This is a genomic window from Kitasatospora sp. NPDC056531 (assembly GCF_042794375.1).
Taxonomy (GTDB): domain Bacteria; phylum Actinomycetota; class Actinomycetes; order Streptomycetales; family Streptomycetaceae; genus Kitasatospora.
In genome coordinates this window covers 397-15,374 of sequence record NZ_JBHTTU010000051.1, presented here as the reverse complement: position 1 = coordinate 15,374, position 14,978 = coordinate 397, and the positions used below count along the sequence as shown (strand labels likewise).

Sequence of the window (14,978 nt, the reverse complement as noted above, 5' to 3'; positions counted from 1 at the left end):
CCTCAGCCCCCCTGTACCTGTCCGTCGACCGGCGTCTGGCCGGCCGCGTTGTGCGGTGTCTCCTGCTCGGCCTGGGCCGGGCGCAGCGACTGCTGGAAGCGGGCCACCGCGGCGGCCGCCGCCCGCAGGTCGCAGGGCGCGCTCCACAGCAGCCAGCGCGCCTTCTCGTACCGCTCGATCACTTCCGGGTCCTCGGAGACCCGCATCCGGGCCGCCATCGCCTTGTAGGCGTCCAGCCGGCCGCGCAGCTCGGCCCGGACTGCCAGCGGCTGGGTCACCTCGGTGAGCGAGTGCCGGGCCCGGGCCAGCTCCTTGGCCGCGGCGTCCTCCAGCGCGTCCAGCAGCGGCGCCAACCGGCCCCACTGACCGCCCTGGCGCAGCTCCAGCGCGGTGACGATCCGTTCGCGCAGCGCCGAGGCCGGGCCGGGCACCGCCGGGACGTCGCTGGACGCTATCTTCGCCAGCACCTCGCCGCGGGCCCGGCGGGCCTCGGCCAGGGTGGCGTCGGCCCGCTGGAGCAGGTCGCCGACGCCCTGGAGGCGCTCCTCGGCGTCGTCGCGCAGCCGCAGCAGGTTCTCCAGCTCCAGCCGGACGCCGTCCAGCGCCCGGCCGGCCCGGTCGAAGCGCTCGGTGTCGACCACCCCGGCGGGGGTGGCGAAGGCCGAGCCCTCGGGCACCGTGCCGCGCTGGGCGGGCACCCGGGCCGGGCGCCACAGCGCGAGCGGGTCCTCGCGGACCTCGGTGCGCAGTTCGGTGAGGCCGCTCTCCAGCCCGGTGAGGTCGTCGCCGAGCGGGTGGCCGCCGGCCCGGACGCCGAGCGAGGCGGCCAGGGTCCGCACCCGGTGGAGTTCGGCCAGCAGCAGGTCGATCCGGGCCGGCAGCGCCGACCAGACCGCGTCGGCGGCGCTGACCACCTCCAGCACGGTGGCGTACCACGAGTTCATCCGGGCCATCAGCGCGTCCAGGCTGATCCGCTCGACCAGCTTGGCGGGCGCGCCGAGCAGTTGCGGGCCGTCCGGCAGCGCGCCGCCCGGAACGGTCACCGCGTCGCCGGTCAACAGCTCGCTGAGCTCGGCGAGTTCGGGTGCGCCGGGCTTGGCCTTGCGGGCCCGTACGGCGCGGGCCGAGGCCAGTGCCTCGGAGTAGCGGTCGAACAGCGCCCAGAGCAGCGGCAAACCCTTGCCGGCGACGGCCCAGCGCTCCAGGGTGCGGCCGGACAGCTCGGCGCCGTCCAGCAGCCGCAGGCCCGGGTGGTCCTGCAGGGCGAGCAGCGCCGACTCGACCGCGTCCCGCTCGGCGCCGAGGCGCGCGAGCGCGCGGTCCACCTCCTCCCGGTTCAGTACCGGGCCAGCCGATGCCGCCACCGCGGTGTCCTTCCTTCCTCGCGTGCGATCCCGACGCATCTGACGCGTGATCCCACGACAACCCCCGTGTTCACCACCGGTCTCCCCGTGGTGATCGTCCCGAACCCTAGCCGGTGGCCGTTCGGGCGGCGCGGGCGCGGGGCGTCAAGACCGCGTCAACACCCCGCGTCCGCAGTGGTCCGTACCCGACTCGGTGCGGCCCCGGCGCGGGCCTCAGTGCGGCACCGGCCAGTAGTGCTCGGCGTCGTTGAGCATGTACGGCTTGAGCCAGCGGTCGTACGAGCGCCCCCAGTCGCCGCCGGCGTGGTAGTCGGCCAGCACCTGGTTGACCCGGGCGGTCAGGTCGGGGCTGGTCTTGAGCATGGCGACGCCGATCACCTCGGGCTGGGTGTCGCCGTCGACGATCCGCACGGTCTGGTCCTGCGCCGCCTGACCGGCCGCCAGGCCGTCGTCGGTCATGGTGGCGTCGACCTTGCCGAGCTGCATCAGGACCAGGCAGTCCAGTTGGTTCTCGACCGGGACGACCTGCTTGGCGGTCTTCTTGGCGTCCAGCACGGTCGCGGCGGTGGAGCCCTTGGCGGCGCAGACGGTCCTGCCGTTGACCGCCTCGTCGAGGCTGGTCGCCGGGCTGGCCTTCGGGACCAGCACGCGCTGGGAGATGCTGAAGTACGGCTTGGAGAAGGCCACGTCCTTCATCCGCTCGCAGTTGACGGTCATGGTGCGGACGATCAGGTCGACCCGGCCGTTCTTCACCGCGTCGACGCGGTCGGCGGTGGCGACCGGCTTGAGCACCACCTGGCCCTGGTTGCCCATGATGGCGGTGCCGATGGCCCGGGCCAGGTCGATGTCGAAGCCCTCGATCTGGCCGGTGTTCGGATTGCGGGAGCCCCAGCGGTAGCTGTTCTGGTCCACGCCGATCACCAGGCTGCGCTTGGCCTTGATGGCCTTCACGGCCGGGCCGTCCACCGTGCTCGGCGGCACGCTGCCGTAGATGTCGCAGGTGTCCGACTGGTCCTGCGTCTGCTGGACGGCCTGCGGCGCGCTGGTCGCGGCGGCCGGTGCGGCGTCGGAGGGGCCGCCTCCGCCGAGCACGGTCGCGCAGGCCGCGAGCACTGCCAGCGCCGCGGCGCTCCTGGTCCGTACGGTTCTGGTGCGCATCTGTCCGTTCCCCTTACCGGTACTCGGCCAGTCGCCGGCCGAGGCCCCGCAGCGCGGCGGCCGCGGCCACCAGGGCGAGCACGGCGGCCGCGCCGGCGGCCAGCCGCAGGTCCGCGGCGGTGCCCTTGGCGGCGTCGGTGAACCGCGCCTGCTCGGCGTCGGCGGCCTGACCGAGGGCCTTGTCGGTGGCGTTGAAGGCGGCGTCGGCCGTGCCGGTGGCGTCGGTGACCGACACGGTGGCGTTCAGCGCGGCCTGGTAGTCGGCGTTGTCGACCTCCAGGGACCGTGCCTTGTCGTGCCGTTGGCGCCACTCGTCGTACTGCGCGGCGGCCTCGCGGACGGGCTGGGCGGCGGCCGGCGGGGCGAGCCGGACGGCCTCCGGGAGCGAGCCGCTGCGCCGCTCCAGCGGGACGTCCTCGGCGTTGTCGCCGGACAGGTGCTTGGTGGCGCTCGCCCACTGGTCGGCGTACTTGGTGGTGGAGCCGCGCGCGACCAGGTGCAGGTTCTCCGCCAGCCGGGCGGTCAGCACGTCCACCCGGGCGTTGTTGAGCGCCCGCAGCGGGGTCGCGCCGTCGTGGTCGCTCCGCTCCAGCGCCGAACTGGTGGTCAGCCCGGCCACGGTGAGCCAGAGCGAGCCCGCGAGGACGGCGGCGGTGGCGCCCAACAGGCCGATGTTGAACACCCGGTTGGTGCGGCGGAACAGCGTCAGCTGCACCCAGCCGAGCGAGGCCAGGGTGAGCACCGCCAGGCCGTACGCACCCCACGGCACGGACTTGGCCCCGGCGTAGTCGTCCGCCAGCTCCTTGTCCTCGAAGCCCTTCAGCTCGGCGGCGGCCGGCAGCAGGACGTTCTGCATCTGTTCGGAGGCGTACCGCAGGTAGGCGCCGCCGAGCGGGATGCCCTGCCGGTTGTCGGCCCGCGCGGTTTCCACCAGACCGGCGTACACCGGGAGTTGCTGGTTCAGTCGGGCGAGTGAGTCCTGCGCCGGGGAGGTGGACGTGGTACGGGCGGCGGCCTGGGCGATCAACTTGGCGGCCTGGGAGAGATCCTGCTCGTACCGGTCCCGGACGTCCTTGGGCTCGGTGCCGGCCAGCAGGAAGCCGGTGGCCGCGGTGGTGGCGGCGTCCGCCAGCGAGCGGTGGATCTCGGCAGCGTCCCGGCTGAGCGGCTGGCTGTACGAGACCACCCGGTCGGCGGCCGAGGCCCTGGTCTCCAACTGCCAGGCGGTGAGCCCGCCGAAGGCCACCGTGAGCACCGCGAGCACCACCCCGGCCAGCCGCAGCCGCCCCGGGGGCGTCCGGGTGGCCTGGGCCAGTCGGGCGCGCACGCCGCGCTCCACGGCACCCGCCCGGGGGCGCTGCGCGGGCGGCGCGGCGCCGGGCCTGGGCGCGGGGGGGCCGGGCGGCGCCACGCCCCGTGCCGCTGCCGCCGGTGCCGCTCCCGGCGCGGCCGGTGGACCGCTCGGCCGCGCCGGGAACGCGGCGCCCGGTGCGCCGTTGCCTACTGGTGTTGCCACCCGCCTCATCCTCCCCTGGGTGCGGACCCGACACCCGGGGCCCGACCGATGGCAGCAGTATGGCCGTGACTCCTCCCGGCCACACCTGACTTGCGCCGATCTTGAGCATGTCGTGCACGGTTTCCGCACGCTCTCCCACGGCTCGGTACGTTTTGTACGGCGGCGCACGGCTCGCGCAGAGAGGTGGCGACCCGTGCGACGCGGGCGGCGTCCCGTGCGGTTCCATCAAGCGGCTCCCGAGGTGAGGCACCCACCCGCTCCGTACCATGGGCCCCATGCGACTGCTTGGAACGATCTCACCCGACCGCCCGCTGCTCGTCGTCGCCGTCCGCGAGGAGGCCGCCCACCTGGACGAGCGACTGCCCGTGCTGCTCACCGGGATAGGGAAGGTCAACGCCGCCGTGGCCCTGGCCACCGTGCTCGCCCGGGGTGAGAAGCCCGCCGAGGTGGTCAACCTCGGGACGGCCGGCGCGCTGCGCCCCGGCTGGGAGGGCATCCACCACGTGGTCCAGGTGATCCAGCACGACCTGAACACCGAGGTCCTGCAGACCCTGACCGGCCGCAGCTACGGCGCCCCGCTGGTGGTCGGCAAGGGCGACGGCCCGGTGCTGGCCACCGGCGACCTGTTCGTCGACTCCCCGGCCGCCCGCGAGCGGCTGGCCGAGCACGCCGACCTGGTCGACATGGAGGGCTACGCCGTCGCCACCGTCGCCCACCGGGCAGGGGTGCCGGTGCGTCTGGTGAAGTACGTCAGCGACGAGGCCGGGGACGGCGCGGCGCACACCTGGCGGGAGTCGGTGGACGACTGCGCCCGGCACCTCGCGGACTGGGCGAACGCCCAGGGCTGGTGACGGTCCGTCGGGCCCGGCCGGTGGCCGGGGTGACGCGGTGACCGGGAACACCGCGCCCGGGCGCGTCGAGCCGAGCAGGCTCCGCGCTCGCTGCGGCCGGACGTCGCCGAGGAGCCGTCGCTGCGCCGGTACCGGTGCACATGACCGAGGAGACCGGGTGGCGCGCCGGGCGCGGGGACACCTTCCGCGAGCAGCCGGCCGGCGCGGTCGGGCGGTGAGCCGCCGGGTGGGAGGGCTTCGCGCCCTCCCACCCTCGTCCGTGTCCTAGTCGCGGAAGGCCGAGAGATCGAGGGCGGCCAGCCGCTCCGGGGCGAGGATCACGTCGATCGCGGCGATCGCGCCGTCCACGACGGTGAACGCCATGATCGACAGTGCCCGGCCGTTGTCGCCGATGACCACCGCGCCCGCGGTGCCGTTGACCAGCGCCGGGCGGGCGAACGGCGACAGCTTGCCCCACAGGACGGCCTGGCCGGCGACCGTCGCGGCGCCGCTGAGCACCACGGTGTGCCGGGCCAGCCCGGCCCCGCCGTCCGAGCGCAGCACCACGTCCGGGTCGAGCACCGCGACCAGGGCGTCCAGGTCGCCGTTGCGGGCGGCGGCGAAGAAAGCGTCCACGGCGAGGCGCTGGCGGCCCAGGTCAGGGTCGGGCGCAGGCGCCTGCCCCTGCACCTTGCGGCGGGCCCGGCTGGCGAGCTGGCGGGTCGCGGCCGCCGTCTTCTCGATCAGCGGGGCGATCTCCTCGAACGGCACCGCGAACATGTCGTGCAGCACGAAGGCGACCCGCTCGGCGGGCGACAGCGACTCCATCACCACCATCAGCGCCAGGCCGACCGAGTCCGCGAGCATCACCTCCTGCTCCGGGTCGACCACGCCCTCGCGCCGCAGCAGCGGGTCCGGGATGCGCTCCGGGCCGGTGTTCCCGTCCGGCCCGGTCGGCACCAGCGGCTCCTCGCGGCGCTGGGCGCGGTCGCGCAGCAGGTTCAGGCAGACCCGGGAGACCACCGTGGTCAGCCAGCCGCCGAGGTTCTCCACCTCGGCGGTGTCGGTGCGGTCGTACCGCAGCCAGGCCTCCTGGAGTGCGTCCTCGGCCTCGCTGATCGAGCCGAGCATCCGGTACGCGACCGCGCGCAGATGCGGCCGGTGCTCCTCGAACAGCGCGGTCCGGGAAGATTTCTCGTCCACCGTGTCACATTCCTTCGTCGCCTCGGGTCAGGGCAGCAGGAGTCACCCAACAACGGCTGCGGCGGGGAGATCAACTCCCGGCCCGGGACGAATCGGAGACGATCGTGACGAACAACCCGGTACTGGTCACCGGCGGCACCGGCACCCTGGGCCGGCAGGTCGTACCGCTGCTGCGCGCGGCCGGCCGGCCGGTGCGGGTGCTGAGCCGGCGGGAGCGCGCGGCGGAGGACGGCGTGGCGTACGTGCGCGGCGACCTGCTCGGCGACCCGGCCGAGGCGGGCGCCCGGCTGGACGAGGCGCTCGCGGGCGTCGACACGGTGCTGCACCTCGCCGGCGGCCCCAAGGGCGACGACGAGGCGACCCGGCGGCTGGTCGCGGCCGCGCGGCGGGCCGGGGTGCGGCACCTGGTGTACATCTCGGTGATCGGCGCGGACAAGGTGCCGCTCGGCTACTTCCGGGCCAAGCTCGGTGCCGAGGAGGCGGTGGCCGGCTCGGGCCTGCCGTACACGGTCCTGCGCGCCGCGCAGTTCCACGACCTGGCATTCAGCGTGGTCGGGAAGATGGCGAAGCTGCCGCTCGTCCCGGCCCCCGGCGGGGTCCGCTGGCAGCCCGTGGACGTGCGCGAAGTCGCTGCCCGGCTCGTCGAGTTGGCGCTCGACGCGCCCGCCGGGGCGGTGCCGGACCTGGCCGGGCCGAGGGTGTACGGGATGGGCGAGCTGACCCGGGGGTACCTGGCGGCGCAGGGGCGCAGCCGCAAGCAGCTGCCGGTGCGGGTGCCCGGCAAGGTCGGGCGCGCCTACCGGGCGGGGGCGAACCTCACCCTGGCCGGGGCCGAGCGCGGGCGGCGCACCTGGGAGGAGTTCCTGTCGGAGCGGCTGGCGGCCTGAGTGTCCGTCCGGCCTCCTAAGGTGTCCGCCATGCCCTTCCTCGACCGCCTTCGCGCCACCCCCGTCGCCGTCGACTACCTGCTCTGGCCGGGGGACTTCTCCCTCGACGCCTACTCGCACGTGGAGGAGGTCGTGCTCGCCTCCGGGGAGGCCCTGGAGGAGGTGGCCAAGTGCGGTGCGGGCGGCACCTTCTTCCTCTGCGGGGAGGACGGCGACGAGCGGCCCGTGCTGTACGCCGACTCCGAGGGCGGCGCGGCGGTGGTGGCCGCCGGGCTGGAGGAGATGGTCCGGCTGCTGCTGGCGGTGCCGTGGTGGCGGGACTGCGTGCGGCTGACCGAGGAGGAGAGCGCGGAGGCGGCCGAGCAGTACCTGGAGGACGAGCCCGACCTGTTCGCCGACCGGGACGCGGCGGCGGCCGCGCTCGGGCTCGAAGTCCCCACGGTGGCCGAGGCGTTGGCGCGGCTGCGGGAGGTCGCCTTCGGCCTCGGGGAGCGCTACACGCTGCTCAACGCGGTGGAGGGCAACGCGTACGAGCCGCTGTTCAGGCCTTAGCGGCCCGGAGCAGGGCCTCCGTGGTGACCACCTTGGCGAAGCGCATCGCGTGCAGGGTGGTGGCGGTGGCGCGGGCGAGTTCGGCGGCGGGGACGGTGGTGCCGTCGGGGCCGGTCATGTCGAAGGAGTGCATGGCGTCGGTCGGGAAGATCGCGTCGTAGCCGAGGTTGCCGGCCATCCGGGCGGTGGTCTCGTTGCACACGTTGGTGATGATCCCGGTGATCACCACCTGCCGGGCGCCGCGTTCCTGGAGCCAGGCGTGCAGGTCGGGGGTGCCGTAGAAGGCGCTGTTCACCGTCTTGGTGATGTGCAGGTCGGGCGTGATCGCGGCGACGAAGTCCTTGAGCTCGTAGCCGGGCGTGCCCTCGACCAGCGGCCCCACCCGGGAGGCGTGCTGGACGGTGACGATCGGGCGGCCGGTGGCCTGCCAGGCGGCGATCAGTTCGGCGATCCGCTGCTCGGCCCGGGGGTTGTCGCGGGGGCCCCAGAAGTCCTGGTCCTCGAAGCCCTGCTGGACGTCGATGACGAGGAGGACGGCGTCGGGGGCGAGGGTGAGGGGGGCGTCGAAGGCGTCGGTGTTCGTCATGGGATTCATGGTGCCGCGCGTTGCCGGGTGGCCGTGATGGGCAGGGATGCCACCCATCGATAGGTTCCTGCCACCCTGCCATGCTTGCGCCATGCGAACGGTGGGGTGCCTGATCTTCGACGGCGTACGGGCCTTCGACTACGCGGTGATCGGGGAGGTGTGGGCGAACCGCTCCTCCCGGCCGGGGCTGCCCGGCTTCGACCTGCGGGTCTGCGGGCCGGCGGGGGCCCGGGTGCGGCTGGGCGGCGGACTGGAGCGGGTGCCCGACGCGGGGCTGGAGGCACTGGCGGACTGCGACCTGGTGGTGGTGCCGGGGGTGGAGGAGCCGGGTGCCGCGCGGCCGCCGGGGGTTCTGGCGGCGCTGCGGGAAGTGCGCGGTCGCGGTGTTCCGATCGCCTCGCTCTGCGCGGGCGCCTTCGTCCTCGCCGAGGCAGGGCTTCTCGACGGTCGGGAGGCGACCACCCACTGGGCGCTCGCCCCCGAACTCGCCCGCCGCTACCCGGCGGTGACCGTCCGGCCCGAGGTGCTGTTCACCGGCGGCGAGGGCCTGTGGACCTCGGCCGGGGTCGCGGCCGGCATCGACCTGTGCCTGCATCTCGTCCGTACCGCCCACGGGCAGCGGGCCGCCGCCGTCATCGCCCGCTCGATGGTCACCGCCCCGTTCCGGGCGGGCGGTCAGGCGCAGTTCATCCCCAGCCCGGTGCCCGCGCTCGCCGAGGACGAGCCGCTCGCGCGGGTCCGCGCCGAGATCCTGGCCTCGCTGGACACCCCGTGGACCGTGCGCCGGATGGCGGCTGCGGCGGTGATGTCCGAACGCGGCTTCGCCCGTCACTTCGGCGCCGGCACCGGCACCACCCCGCTGCGCTGGCTGCTGGACCAGCGGATCCTCGCGGCCCAACGGCTGCTGGAGGAGACGGACCTGCCGGTCGACGCGGTGGCCGTGCGCTGCGGCTTCGCCTCGGCGGTGTCACTGCGGCCGGTGTTCGTGGCGAGGGTGGGTGTGGCGCCCAGGGAGTACCGCCGGAGCTTTCGCGGCCGGGAGGAGGGATAGCGTCAGGGGTTCGAACGCCCGTCCGTCCGTCCGTCGCGGAAGTCGCCGGAGTCGCAGGAGTCGCAGGAGGAGATCCGATGGCCTGGTACACGCTGGAACGCTTCGACCCGTCCTTCTTCGAGACCGCGCCGCACCGGCACCGGTACACCATGGATCTGCCGGTGGCGCCGGAGACGGTGTGGCGGGGGCTGGCCGGGGACGCGCCGCTGGCCTGGTGCCGGGGCCTGGCCGGCGGGCGCTACACCTCGGCCGCGCCGCACGGGGTCGGCACGACGCGGGAGATCACCGCGCTCGGACTGCTGCGCCTGCGCGAGGAGTTCGTGCGGTGGGAGGAGGGGGCGCGGCACTCGTTCTGCGTCACGGAGGCCAGCCTGCCGCTGTACCGGCGGTTCGGCGAGGACTACGTGGTCCGGCCGCACGCCCACGGCACCCGGTTCACCTGGACCTTCGCCTACGAGCCGAACCCGCTGCTGGCCCGCCCGGCCGCGCTGACGGACCTGCCGGGGACGTCGTTCCTGAGGAAGCTGATCGCCGACACCAAGCGGCACTTCGGCGCGGCCTGAGACAGGTAGTGGCGCCGCACGGGAAGTCGGCCCGGCCGACTTCCCGTGCGCGGCGGCCGCTCAGCCGCCCCGGTTCAGCACCCGGGCCGCACCGCCCGCGACGGCGGTGGCGAGGATCCAGCCGGCGACGGTGAGGGCGAGGGCGGCGGCCTTGGCGGCGCCGGACGGGTCCCAGGCGGCGCGTTGGCCGAGGCTGAGGAAGGGGACCACCAGGTCCATGACGTAGAGCAGCGGGTCCCAGGCCGGGCCGCCGGTGGGGTTGACGGCGCGGGGCGCACCGGTGAGGGCGAAGTAGCCGGTGCCGCCGGCCAGCAGCAGGAGGAGCCACAGGAGGGCGCGGGCGGGACGGTAGCCGTAGCCGACGACGGCTTCCAGGAGCAGGCCCCAGGCATGGCCGGCCGGGCCGAGGGACTGGTGGCGGCGGCGTTCCTTGCGGATCAGGACGTCCCGGGCGGCCTGCTCCTGCCCGGCCTGGCGGTAGGCGGCGGCGACCCGGGCGTAGACGGCGGGGGAGGGCGCGGTGACGTGCGCGGCCAGCCAGGCGAGGCGGGCGGGGGCCGGGCAGTCGGCGGCCGGTTCCAGGCCGGCGAAGGCGGTCGCGGTGAGGTCGAGGGTGCAGTCGGCGGGCCAGCGGGCCGGGTCGGCGACCAGGGTGCCGAGTTCGGCGGCGGTGAAGGTCAGCGTGCCCGTGGAGTCCGGGTGGAGGTCGAGGAGCACCCGGCGGGCGTGCAGGTCCTCGAAGTCGGCCGCGCCGCCGTGGGTCTGGGTGAGGCGGGCACCGGCGAGGTCGAGGGTGCCGGCGATCCGGGTGCGGGAGAGCCGCAACTCGCCTTCGGCGCGCAGGTTCTGGGCGCGCAGGCCGCCGTCGACGGTCATCTGTTTGGCCATCAGGGCGAAGCCGTCCGCGCCGCGCAGGATGGTGCCGCTGAGGTCGAGGCCGCCGGAGAAGCGGGCGTCGAGGAGCCAGAGTTCGTGGGTGACGACGGCGTCGCGCAGCCCGAGCCAGAGGTCGACGCGCAGGCCCTCGGCGTCCAGGCCGGGCAGGTGGGTGCCGTTGAGGTTCCACCAGGTGACCTCGGCGTAGTCGAGTAGGACGCGTTCGGCGAAGCCGCAGCCCAGCAGTTTGACCGGGGCGGCGATCCGGGCGCCGGTGAGGTCGAGCCGGCCGCTGATGTGGGCGCCCTGGAGGTCGAGGCGGGCGAGCCGGCCCGGTTCGGCGGGCGGGGGCTGGAGCAGCAGGTGGGTCAACACCTCGGCCCGGACGGCGCGTTCGGGCGGCCAGGTGGCGGACCTGGCTCGGCCTGGAGGGGCCGAACCCGCTGGCCTTCCTGCTCGACCTGCCCTACGGCGCCCCGAGTCGGGACGAGCTGATCGCCGCGCTCGGCCCGGCCGCCCCGTACTTCGCCGACCGGCTGCGGGAGGGTGCGGACGGCGGCTGGCGGTTTCCGTTCCACCCCCAGGACATGTACGACTCGGAGGAGCTGGTCCACGGCGACCACTGGGTCGACTGGACGGCAACCACCTGTCCCGCCCTGCTGGTGCTCGGCAGCGAGGGCGTGATCCCGGCCGAGCAGGCGGAGCGGATCGTCGCCCGCCGCCCCGGGACGGTCGCGGTCGAGCTGGCCGGCGACCACCTGCTGCCGATCAGTGCGGCGGGCGAACTCGCTGCCGCTGTAAAGGAGTTCCTCGCGGCGCTGTAACGGGCGGTGTGACCGGCGCTGCAGCGGGGCGGAACGGACCGGTCCGCGTGGTGCCCGGTGCCCCGGCAGGGTATAACGACTCCTTGACAGGCAGAGCGTCCATTCCGTCGGGGGAAACCATGGACCAGGAACTGACTTCACTCGCGGGCGTCGCCGCCGCCGCGGTCGTCCAGCAGCTGACCACCAGCGCCTGGGAGCGGATCCGCTCCGCCGTCGGGGAGTTGTGGCGGCGCCGGCACCCCGAGCGGGCCGAGACGGTGCTCGCCGAGCTGGGCGAGGCCCGCGAAGAGGTGGCCGAGGCGCGCCGTGCCGGGGACGGGCAGGCCGAGCAGGAGGTGGTCGACCTGTGGGGCGCCCGGCTGCGCCGACTGCTCGCCGCGGATCCGGGGGCGGCCGATCAACTTCGGTCCCTGGTGGAGGAGTTGACCGGTTCGTCGGCGCCCGCCGCGGCGCAGCCGTCGGTCAACTTCCAGGCGCACGCCTCCGGGCGGGCGCGGATCAACCAGGCCGTGGGGGACATTCACGTCAACGAGCGGTGACGGCCGGTGAGCCCGCAGAGTTCCGGTTCCGGCCCGGACCGTTCCGATGACGGCCGCCTGGCCAGCGTGAACATGAGGGCCACCGCCAGCGGCCACGGGCGGATCAACCAGGCCGGGCGGGACCAGCACATCAGCGTGACCATCCCGCTGGTCGGGGCGGCGCTGATGGTCGGTCTCGCGGTGCTGGTCTTCTGGAAGCCGTTGCAGCAGGTGACGGGCACCCTGGTGGAGGCGACCCCGACGGCCTCGGTGTCCGTCGCCGCGCCCTGGACCCCACCGCAGCACGTCAACCCGCTGCCGAACCCGCCCGCCCCCACGCACACGCGTACTCCCGACCCGGTGCCACCGGTCGTGCCCACACCGTCGCCGGTGGTGCCCACACCGGCACCGGTGTCGACCCCGCCGCCCGTGCCCAAGTACACCCCGCCCCCGCCCGACCCGGTGGACACGGCCTTCGCCGCCGTCCGCGGCGGAGACTGCCTCGACGTGTACAACACCGGGATGGGGCAGTGGAGCCGTACGGCACCGGTCGCGGTGGACTGTCGCGGGGGCAGCGCCTTCAACCGGGTCGGCGCGGTCGCCACCTCGGCGGCGAGCTGCCCGTCGGGGGCCGGGCGTGCCGCCTTCGCCCACCAGAACCGCGACAACTCGGTGACCGTGCTCTGCATGGAGCGGCAGTTCCGCAACGGCCAGTGCTTCCCGGCCGCGACGAGCGACTACCGGCAGTACAACGGCACCCTGACCGTGGTGTGGGACTGTCGCGCCGGGCAGGTGCCGAAGCCCGCCAACGTCCTCATGGCGATCGCGGCCGTCGTCACCAGCCGGGACGTCTGTCCGCCGCACAACGGCCGGTACGGTGCCGAGTTCCCGGTGCTGGACGGCAGCACCAAGGTGTGCGCGGTGGTGGTGGCGTAACCGGCCTCAGGGAGCGAGGGCGAGGGTGGCGACGGCCAGGGCGAGGTAGAAGCCGGGGAAGTAGATGTTGTGGAGGACTCCGGTCCGCACGTGGGTGATCACGGCGCCGATGTAGAACAGCACCAGGCCCACCGCGGCGGCGGTGCCGAGGGGCGGGAAGGCGACCAGGCCGATCAGCAGGCCGGCGGCCCCGGCCGTCTTGAGCGCGGCGAGCCACGGGACCCACTGCGGCTGGACGTTCACCTCGGCGGAGTTGGCCAGGACGAAGGGCGCCTTGGCGAAGTCCGCGGCGGCGATTCCGGCGTTGGCGACGATGGCGGTGACGGCCACGATCACGTAGGCGGTGGACATGGGACTCCTTCGGTGCTGACGCGGGCTTCCTCGTCGTCCAGCCTCGTCAGCGCCCCGCCTTGGCGTCCAATACCTGCTTCTATAACCTGATGGAATGGATGTGGACACCCGGCTGCTGCGCTACTTCACCGCCGTCGCGGAGGAGGGCAGCCTGACTCGCGCCGCCGAGCGGCTGTACGTCTCCCAGCCCGCGCTGACCAAGCAGATCCGGCAGCTGGAGACCGGCCTCGGCACCCCGCTGTTCGTCCGCTCCCGGGCCGGGATGGCACTCACCGAGGCCGGCCGCGCCCTGGCCGCGCGGGCGCCCGGGCTGCTGGCGGCGTGGGACGCCACGCTGCGGGATACCAGGGCCGCGGCGAGCCGGGCCGAACGCGTCCTGCGGGTCGGCTTCCTGGCCAGCGCCGCCAACGAGGCCACCCCGCGGATCGTCGCCGAGTTCACCCGCCGCCGCCCGGGCTGGCGGGTCGACATGCGGCACGCCACCACCTGGTCGGACCCGACGGCCGGCCTGGCGGAGGGGGACGTGGACGCGGCGCTGCTGCGGCTGCCGTTCCCCGGGCAGGAGCGGCTGCGGGTGGCCGAGCTGTCCACCGAGCCGCGCTGGGTGGCACTGCCCCCGGCGCACCCGCTGGCCGCCCGCGAGGTGGTCCCGTTCCGGGAGCTGTGGGACGAGCCCTTCGTCGCCGCCCCGTCCGAGACCGGAGCCTGGCGGGACTACTGGACCGCCGCCGACGAGCGCGAGGGGCACCCCGTCCGGATCGGTGCGGTGGTCGACCAGCCGGACGACTGGCTGAGCGCCATCGCCAACGGCTACGGCGTTGCTCTCGCCCCCGCGTCCACGGCCCGCTTCTACGCCCGGCCCGGGATCACCTACCGGCCGGTGAGTGGCGTCAGCCCCAGCCGGGTCGGGGTCGCCTGGGCTCCGGTGGACGACGACAACCCGGTGGTGCGGGACTTCGTGCGGTGCTGCCTGGACAGTGTCGGCGAGTCGGATCCGGGGTGATCGGACACGACTGCCCCGGGGCCGGTCGGGCCCCGGGGCAGTCGTCGGTGTGTTCGGGCTCAGACGGCCTGGAACTTCCAGGTGCCGAGGGTGTACCAGGCGCTCCACGGGGTGCCGTTGGCGGAGTAGGCGTGGGAGACCAGGCCGTCGGCGCCGAGGCCGAAGACCTCGGCGGACTGCGAGCCGGACTCGTAGACCGCGGCGGGGGTGCCGGCGAACTTGTACGTGCCGAGCGAGCTCCAGCCCTGCCAGGCACCGGCGTTGAGGTTGTAGGTGTGGTTCAGCACGCCGTCGGTGCCGGTGCCGAACAGCTCGATCGCGTTGGTGGCCTGGTTGTAGACCGCCGCCGGGCTGCCGGCGAACTTGTAGCCGGTGTCGAGGGTGCTCCAGCCGCTCCACTGACCGCCGTTGAACAGGTAGTTGTGCGAGATGACGCCGTCCTGGCCGGTGGCGAAGACCTCGGTGACCTTGTTCACCGGGTTGTACGCGACCGCCGGGGCGCCGGTGAAGTGGAAGGTGGAGTCCAGCGTGGACCAACCGGTCCAGGCGCCGCCGTTGGTGCTGTAGCTGTGGGACATCGTCCCGTCCGTCCCGATCCCGAACACCTCGGCCGTCTTGGTGTCCTGGTTGTAGACGGCGGTCGGGCTGCCGGCGAACTTCCAGGTGCCGAGCGAGCTCCAGCCCTGCCAGGCACCGGCGTTGAGGTTGTAGGTGTGGTTCAGCACGCCGTCGGTGCCGGTGCCGAACAGCTCGATCGCGT

Annotated in this window: 17 protein-coding genes; 9 read left to right on the top strand and 8 right to left on the bottom strand. The window is 74.3% G+C overall.

The features are described 5' to 3' along the window. Nucleotides 1-2: 2 nt before the first annotated feature. The 3 genes from ACFQ87_RS31165 to ACFQ87_RS31155 form a co-directional block, all read right to left on the bottom strand. A complete protein-coding gene (locus tag ACFQ87_RS31165) occupies nt 3-1,403 on the bottom strand; it encodes a hypothetical protein (RefSeq protein ID WP_380614202.1) in 1,401 nt (466 codons plus the stop codon). Nucleotides 1,404-1,577: 174 nt separating this feature from the next. Next, nucleotides 1,578-2,522 (bottom strand): glutamate ABC transporter substrate-binding protein, encoded by a 945-nt coding sequence (locus ACFQ87_RS31160; RefSeq protein ID WP_380614201.1) that lies wholly within the window; start codon nt 2,520-2,522, stop codon nt 1,578-1,580. A gap of 13 nt (nt 2,523-2,535) precedes the next feature. Further along, the gene (locus tag ACFQ87_RS31155) at nt 2,536-3,849 is read right to left on the bottom strand and encodes a hypothetical protein (protein WP_380614200.1); all 1,314 of its coding nucleotides are present in this window, start codon (nt 3,847-3,849) and stop codon (nt 2,536-2,538) included. Nucleotides 3,850-4,313: 464 nt separating this feature from the next. Here ACFQ87_RS31155 and ACFQ87_RS31150 point away from each other — a divergent pair, with 464 nt between their 5' ends. Further along, nucleotides 4,314-4,889: a nucleosidase gene (locus tag ACFQ87_RS31150; protein WP_380614199.1), complete on the top strand. Its 576-nt coding sequence runs from the start codon at nt 4,314-4,316 to the stop codon at nt 4,887-4,889. A 264-nt stretch (nt 4,890-5,153) separates the two neighbouring features. Here the strand turns inward: ACFQ87_RS31150 and ACFQ87_RS31145 are convergent, their stop codons facing one another. Continuing rightward, nucleotides 5,154-6,071: a sigma-70 family RNA polymerase sigma factor gene (locus ACFQ87_RS31145; RefSeq protein ID WP_380614198.1), complete on the bottom strand. Its 918-nt coding sequence runs from the start codon at nt 6,069-6,071 to the stop codon at nt 5,154-5,156. A 104-nt stretch (nt 6,072-6,175) separates the two neighbouring features. Between ACFQ87_RS31145 and ACFQ87_RS31140 the strand changes: the two genes are divergently transcribed. Further along, nucleotides 6,176-6,958, top strand: a complete 783-nt coding sequence (locus ACFQ87_RS31140; RefSeq protein ID WP_380614197.1) for an SDR family oxidoreductase — start codon at nt 6,176-6,178, stop codon at nt 6,956-6,958. 30 nt (nt 6,959-6,988) lie between these two features. After that, on the top strand, nt 6,989-7,510 hold the full coding sequence (locus ACFQ87_RS31135) for a hypothetical protein (protein ID WP_380614196.1): 522 nt from the start codon (nt 6,989-6,991) through the stop codon (nt 7,508-7,510). On the opposite strand, the gene ACFQ87_RS31130 is transcribed toward ACFQ87_RS31135, so the two are convergent. After that, nucleotides 7,500-8,096: a cysteine hydrolase family protein gene (locus ACFQ87_RS31130; RefSeq protein ID WP_380614195.1), complete on the bottom strand. Its 597-nt coding sequence runs from the start codon at nt 8,094-8,096 to the stop codon at nt 7,500-7,502. The two genes, ACFQ87_RS31135 and ACFQ87_RS31130, sit on opposite strands and share 11 nt — an antisense overlap. A gap of 91 nt (nt 8,097-8,187) precedes the next feature. On the opposite strand from ACFQ87_RS31130, the gene ACFQ87_RS31125 reads away from it, so the two are divergent. Both ACFQ87_RS31125 and ACFQ87_RS31120 read left to right on the top strand, forming a co-directional pair. Beyond that, on the top strand, nt 8,188-9,147 hold the full coding sequence (locus ACFQ87_RS31125) for a GlxA family transcriptional regulator (protein WP_380614194.1): 960 nt from the start codon (nt 8,188-8,190) through the stop codon (nt 9,145-9,147). 77 nt (nt 9,148-9,224) lie between these two features. Continuing rightward, a complete protein-coding gene (locus ACFQ87_RS31120; protein ID WP_380614193.1) occupies nt 9,225-9,710 on the top strand; it encodes an SRPBCC family protein in 486 nt (161 codons plus the stop codon). A gap of 60 nt (nt 9,711-9,770) precedes the next feature. Here the strand turns inward: ACFQ87_RS31120 and ACFQ87_RS31115 are convergent, their stop codons facing one another. Beyond that, nucleotides 9,771-10,958, bottom strand: coding sequence for a hypothetical protein (locus ACFQ87_RS31115; RefSeq protein WP_380614192.1), 1,188 nt, complete (start codon nt 10,956-10,958; stop codon nt 9,771-9,773). A 215-nt stretch (nt 10,959-11,173) separates the two neighbouring features. On the opposite strand from ACFQ87_RS31115, the gene ACFQ87_RS31110 reads away from it, so the two are divergent. The 3 genes from ACFQ87_RS31110 (at nt 11,174) to ACFQ87_RS31100 (ending at nt 12,864) form a co-directional block, all read left to right on the top strand. Continuing rightward, on the top strand, nt 11,174-11,410 hold the full coding sequence (locus tag ACFQ87_RS31110; RefSeq protein WP_380614191.1) for an alpha/beta fold hydrolase: 237 nt from the start codon (nt 11,174-11,176) through the stop codon (nt 11,408-11,410). Between the two features lie 119 nt (nt 11,411-11,529). After that, the gene (locus ACFQ87_RS31105) at nt 11,530-11,949 is read left to right on the top strand and encodes a hypothetical protein (protein ID WP_380614190.1); all 420 of its coding nucleotides are present in this window, start codon (nt 11,530-11,532) and stop codon (nt 11,947-11,949) included. Between the two features lie 72 nt (nt 11,950-12,021). Continuing rightward, complete coding sequence (locus ACFQ87_RS31100; protein WP_380614189.1) at nt 12,022-12,864, top strand: hypothetical protein; 843 nt, start codon at nt 12,022-12,024, stop codon at nt 12,862-12,864. 6 nt (nt 12,865-12,870) lie between these two features. Here the strand turns inward: ACFQ87_RS31100 and ACFQ87_RS31095 are convergent, their stop codons facing one another. Further along, a complete protein-coding gene (locus ACFQ87_RS31095) occupies nt 12,871-13,215 on the bottom strand; it encodes a DoxX family protein (RefSeq protein WP_380614188.1) in 345 nt (114 codons plus the stop codon). A gap of 94 nt (nt 13,216-13,309) precedes the next feature. On the opposite strand from ACFQ87_RS31095, the gene ACFQ87_RS31090 reads away from it, so the two are divergent. Next, the gene (locus tag ACFQ87_RS31090; RefSeq protein WP_380614187.1) at nt 13,310-14,218 is read left to right on the top strand and encodes a LysR family transcriptional regulator; all 909 of its coding nucleotides are present in this window, start codon (nt 13,310-13,312) and stop codon (nt 14,216-14,218) included. 59 nt (nt 14,219-14,277) lie between these two features. On the opposite strand, the gene ACFQ87_RS31085 is transcribed toward ACFQ87_RS31090, so the two are convergent. Next, nucleotides 14,278-14,978: hypothetical protein (locus ACFQ87_RS31085; protein WP_380614186.1), on the bottom strand; the 701-nt coding region annotated here is incomplete at its 5' end.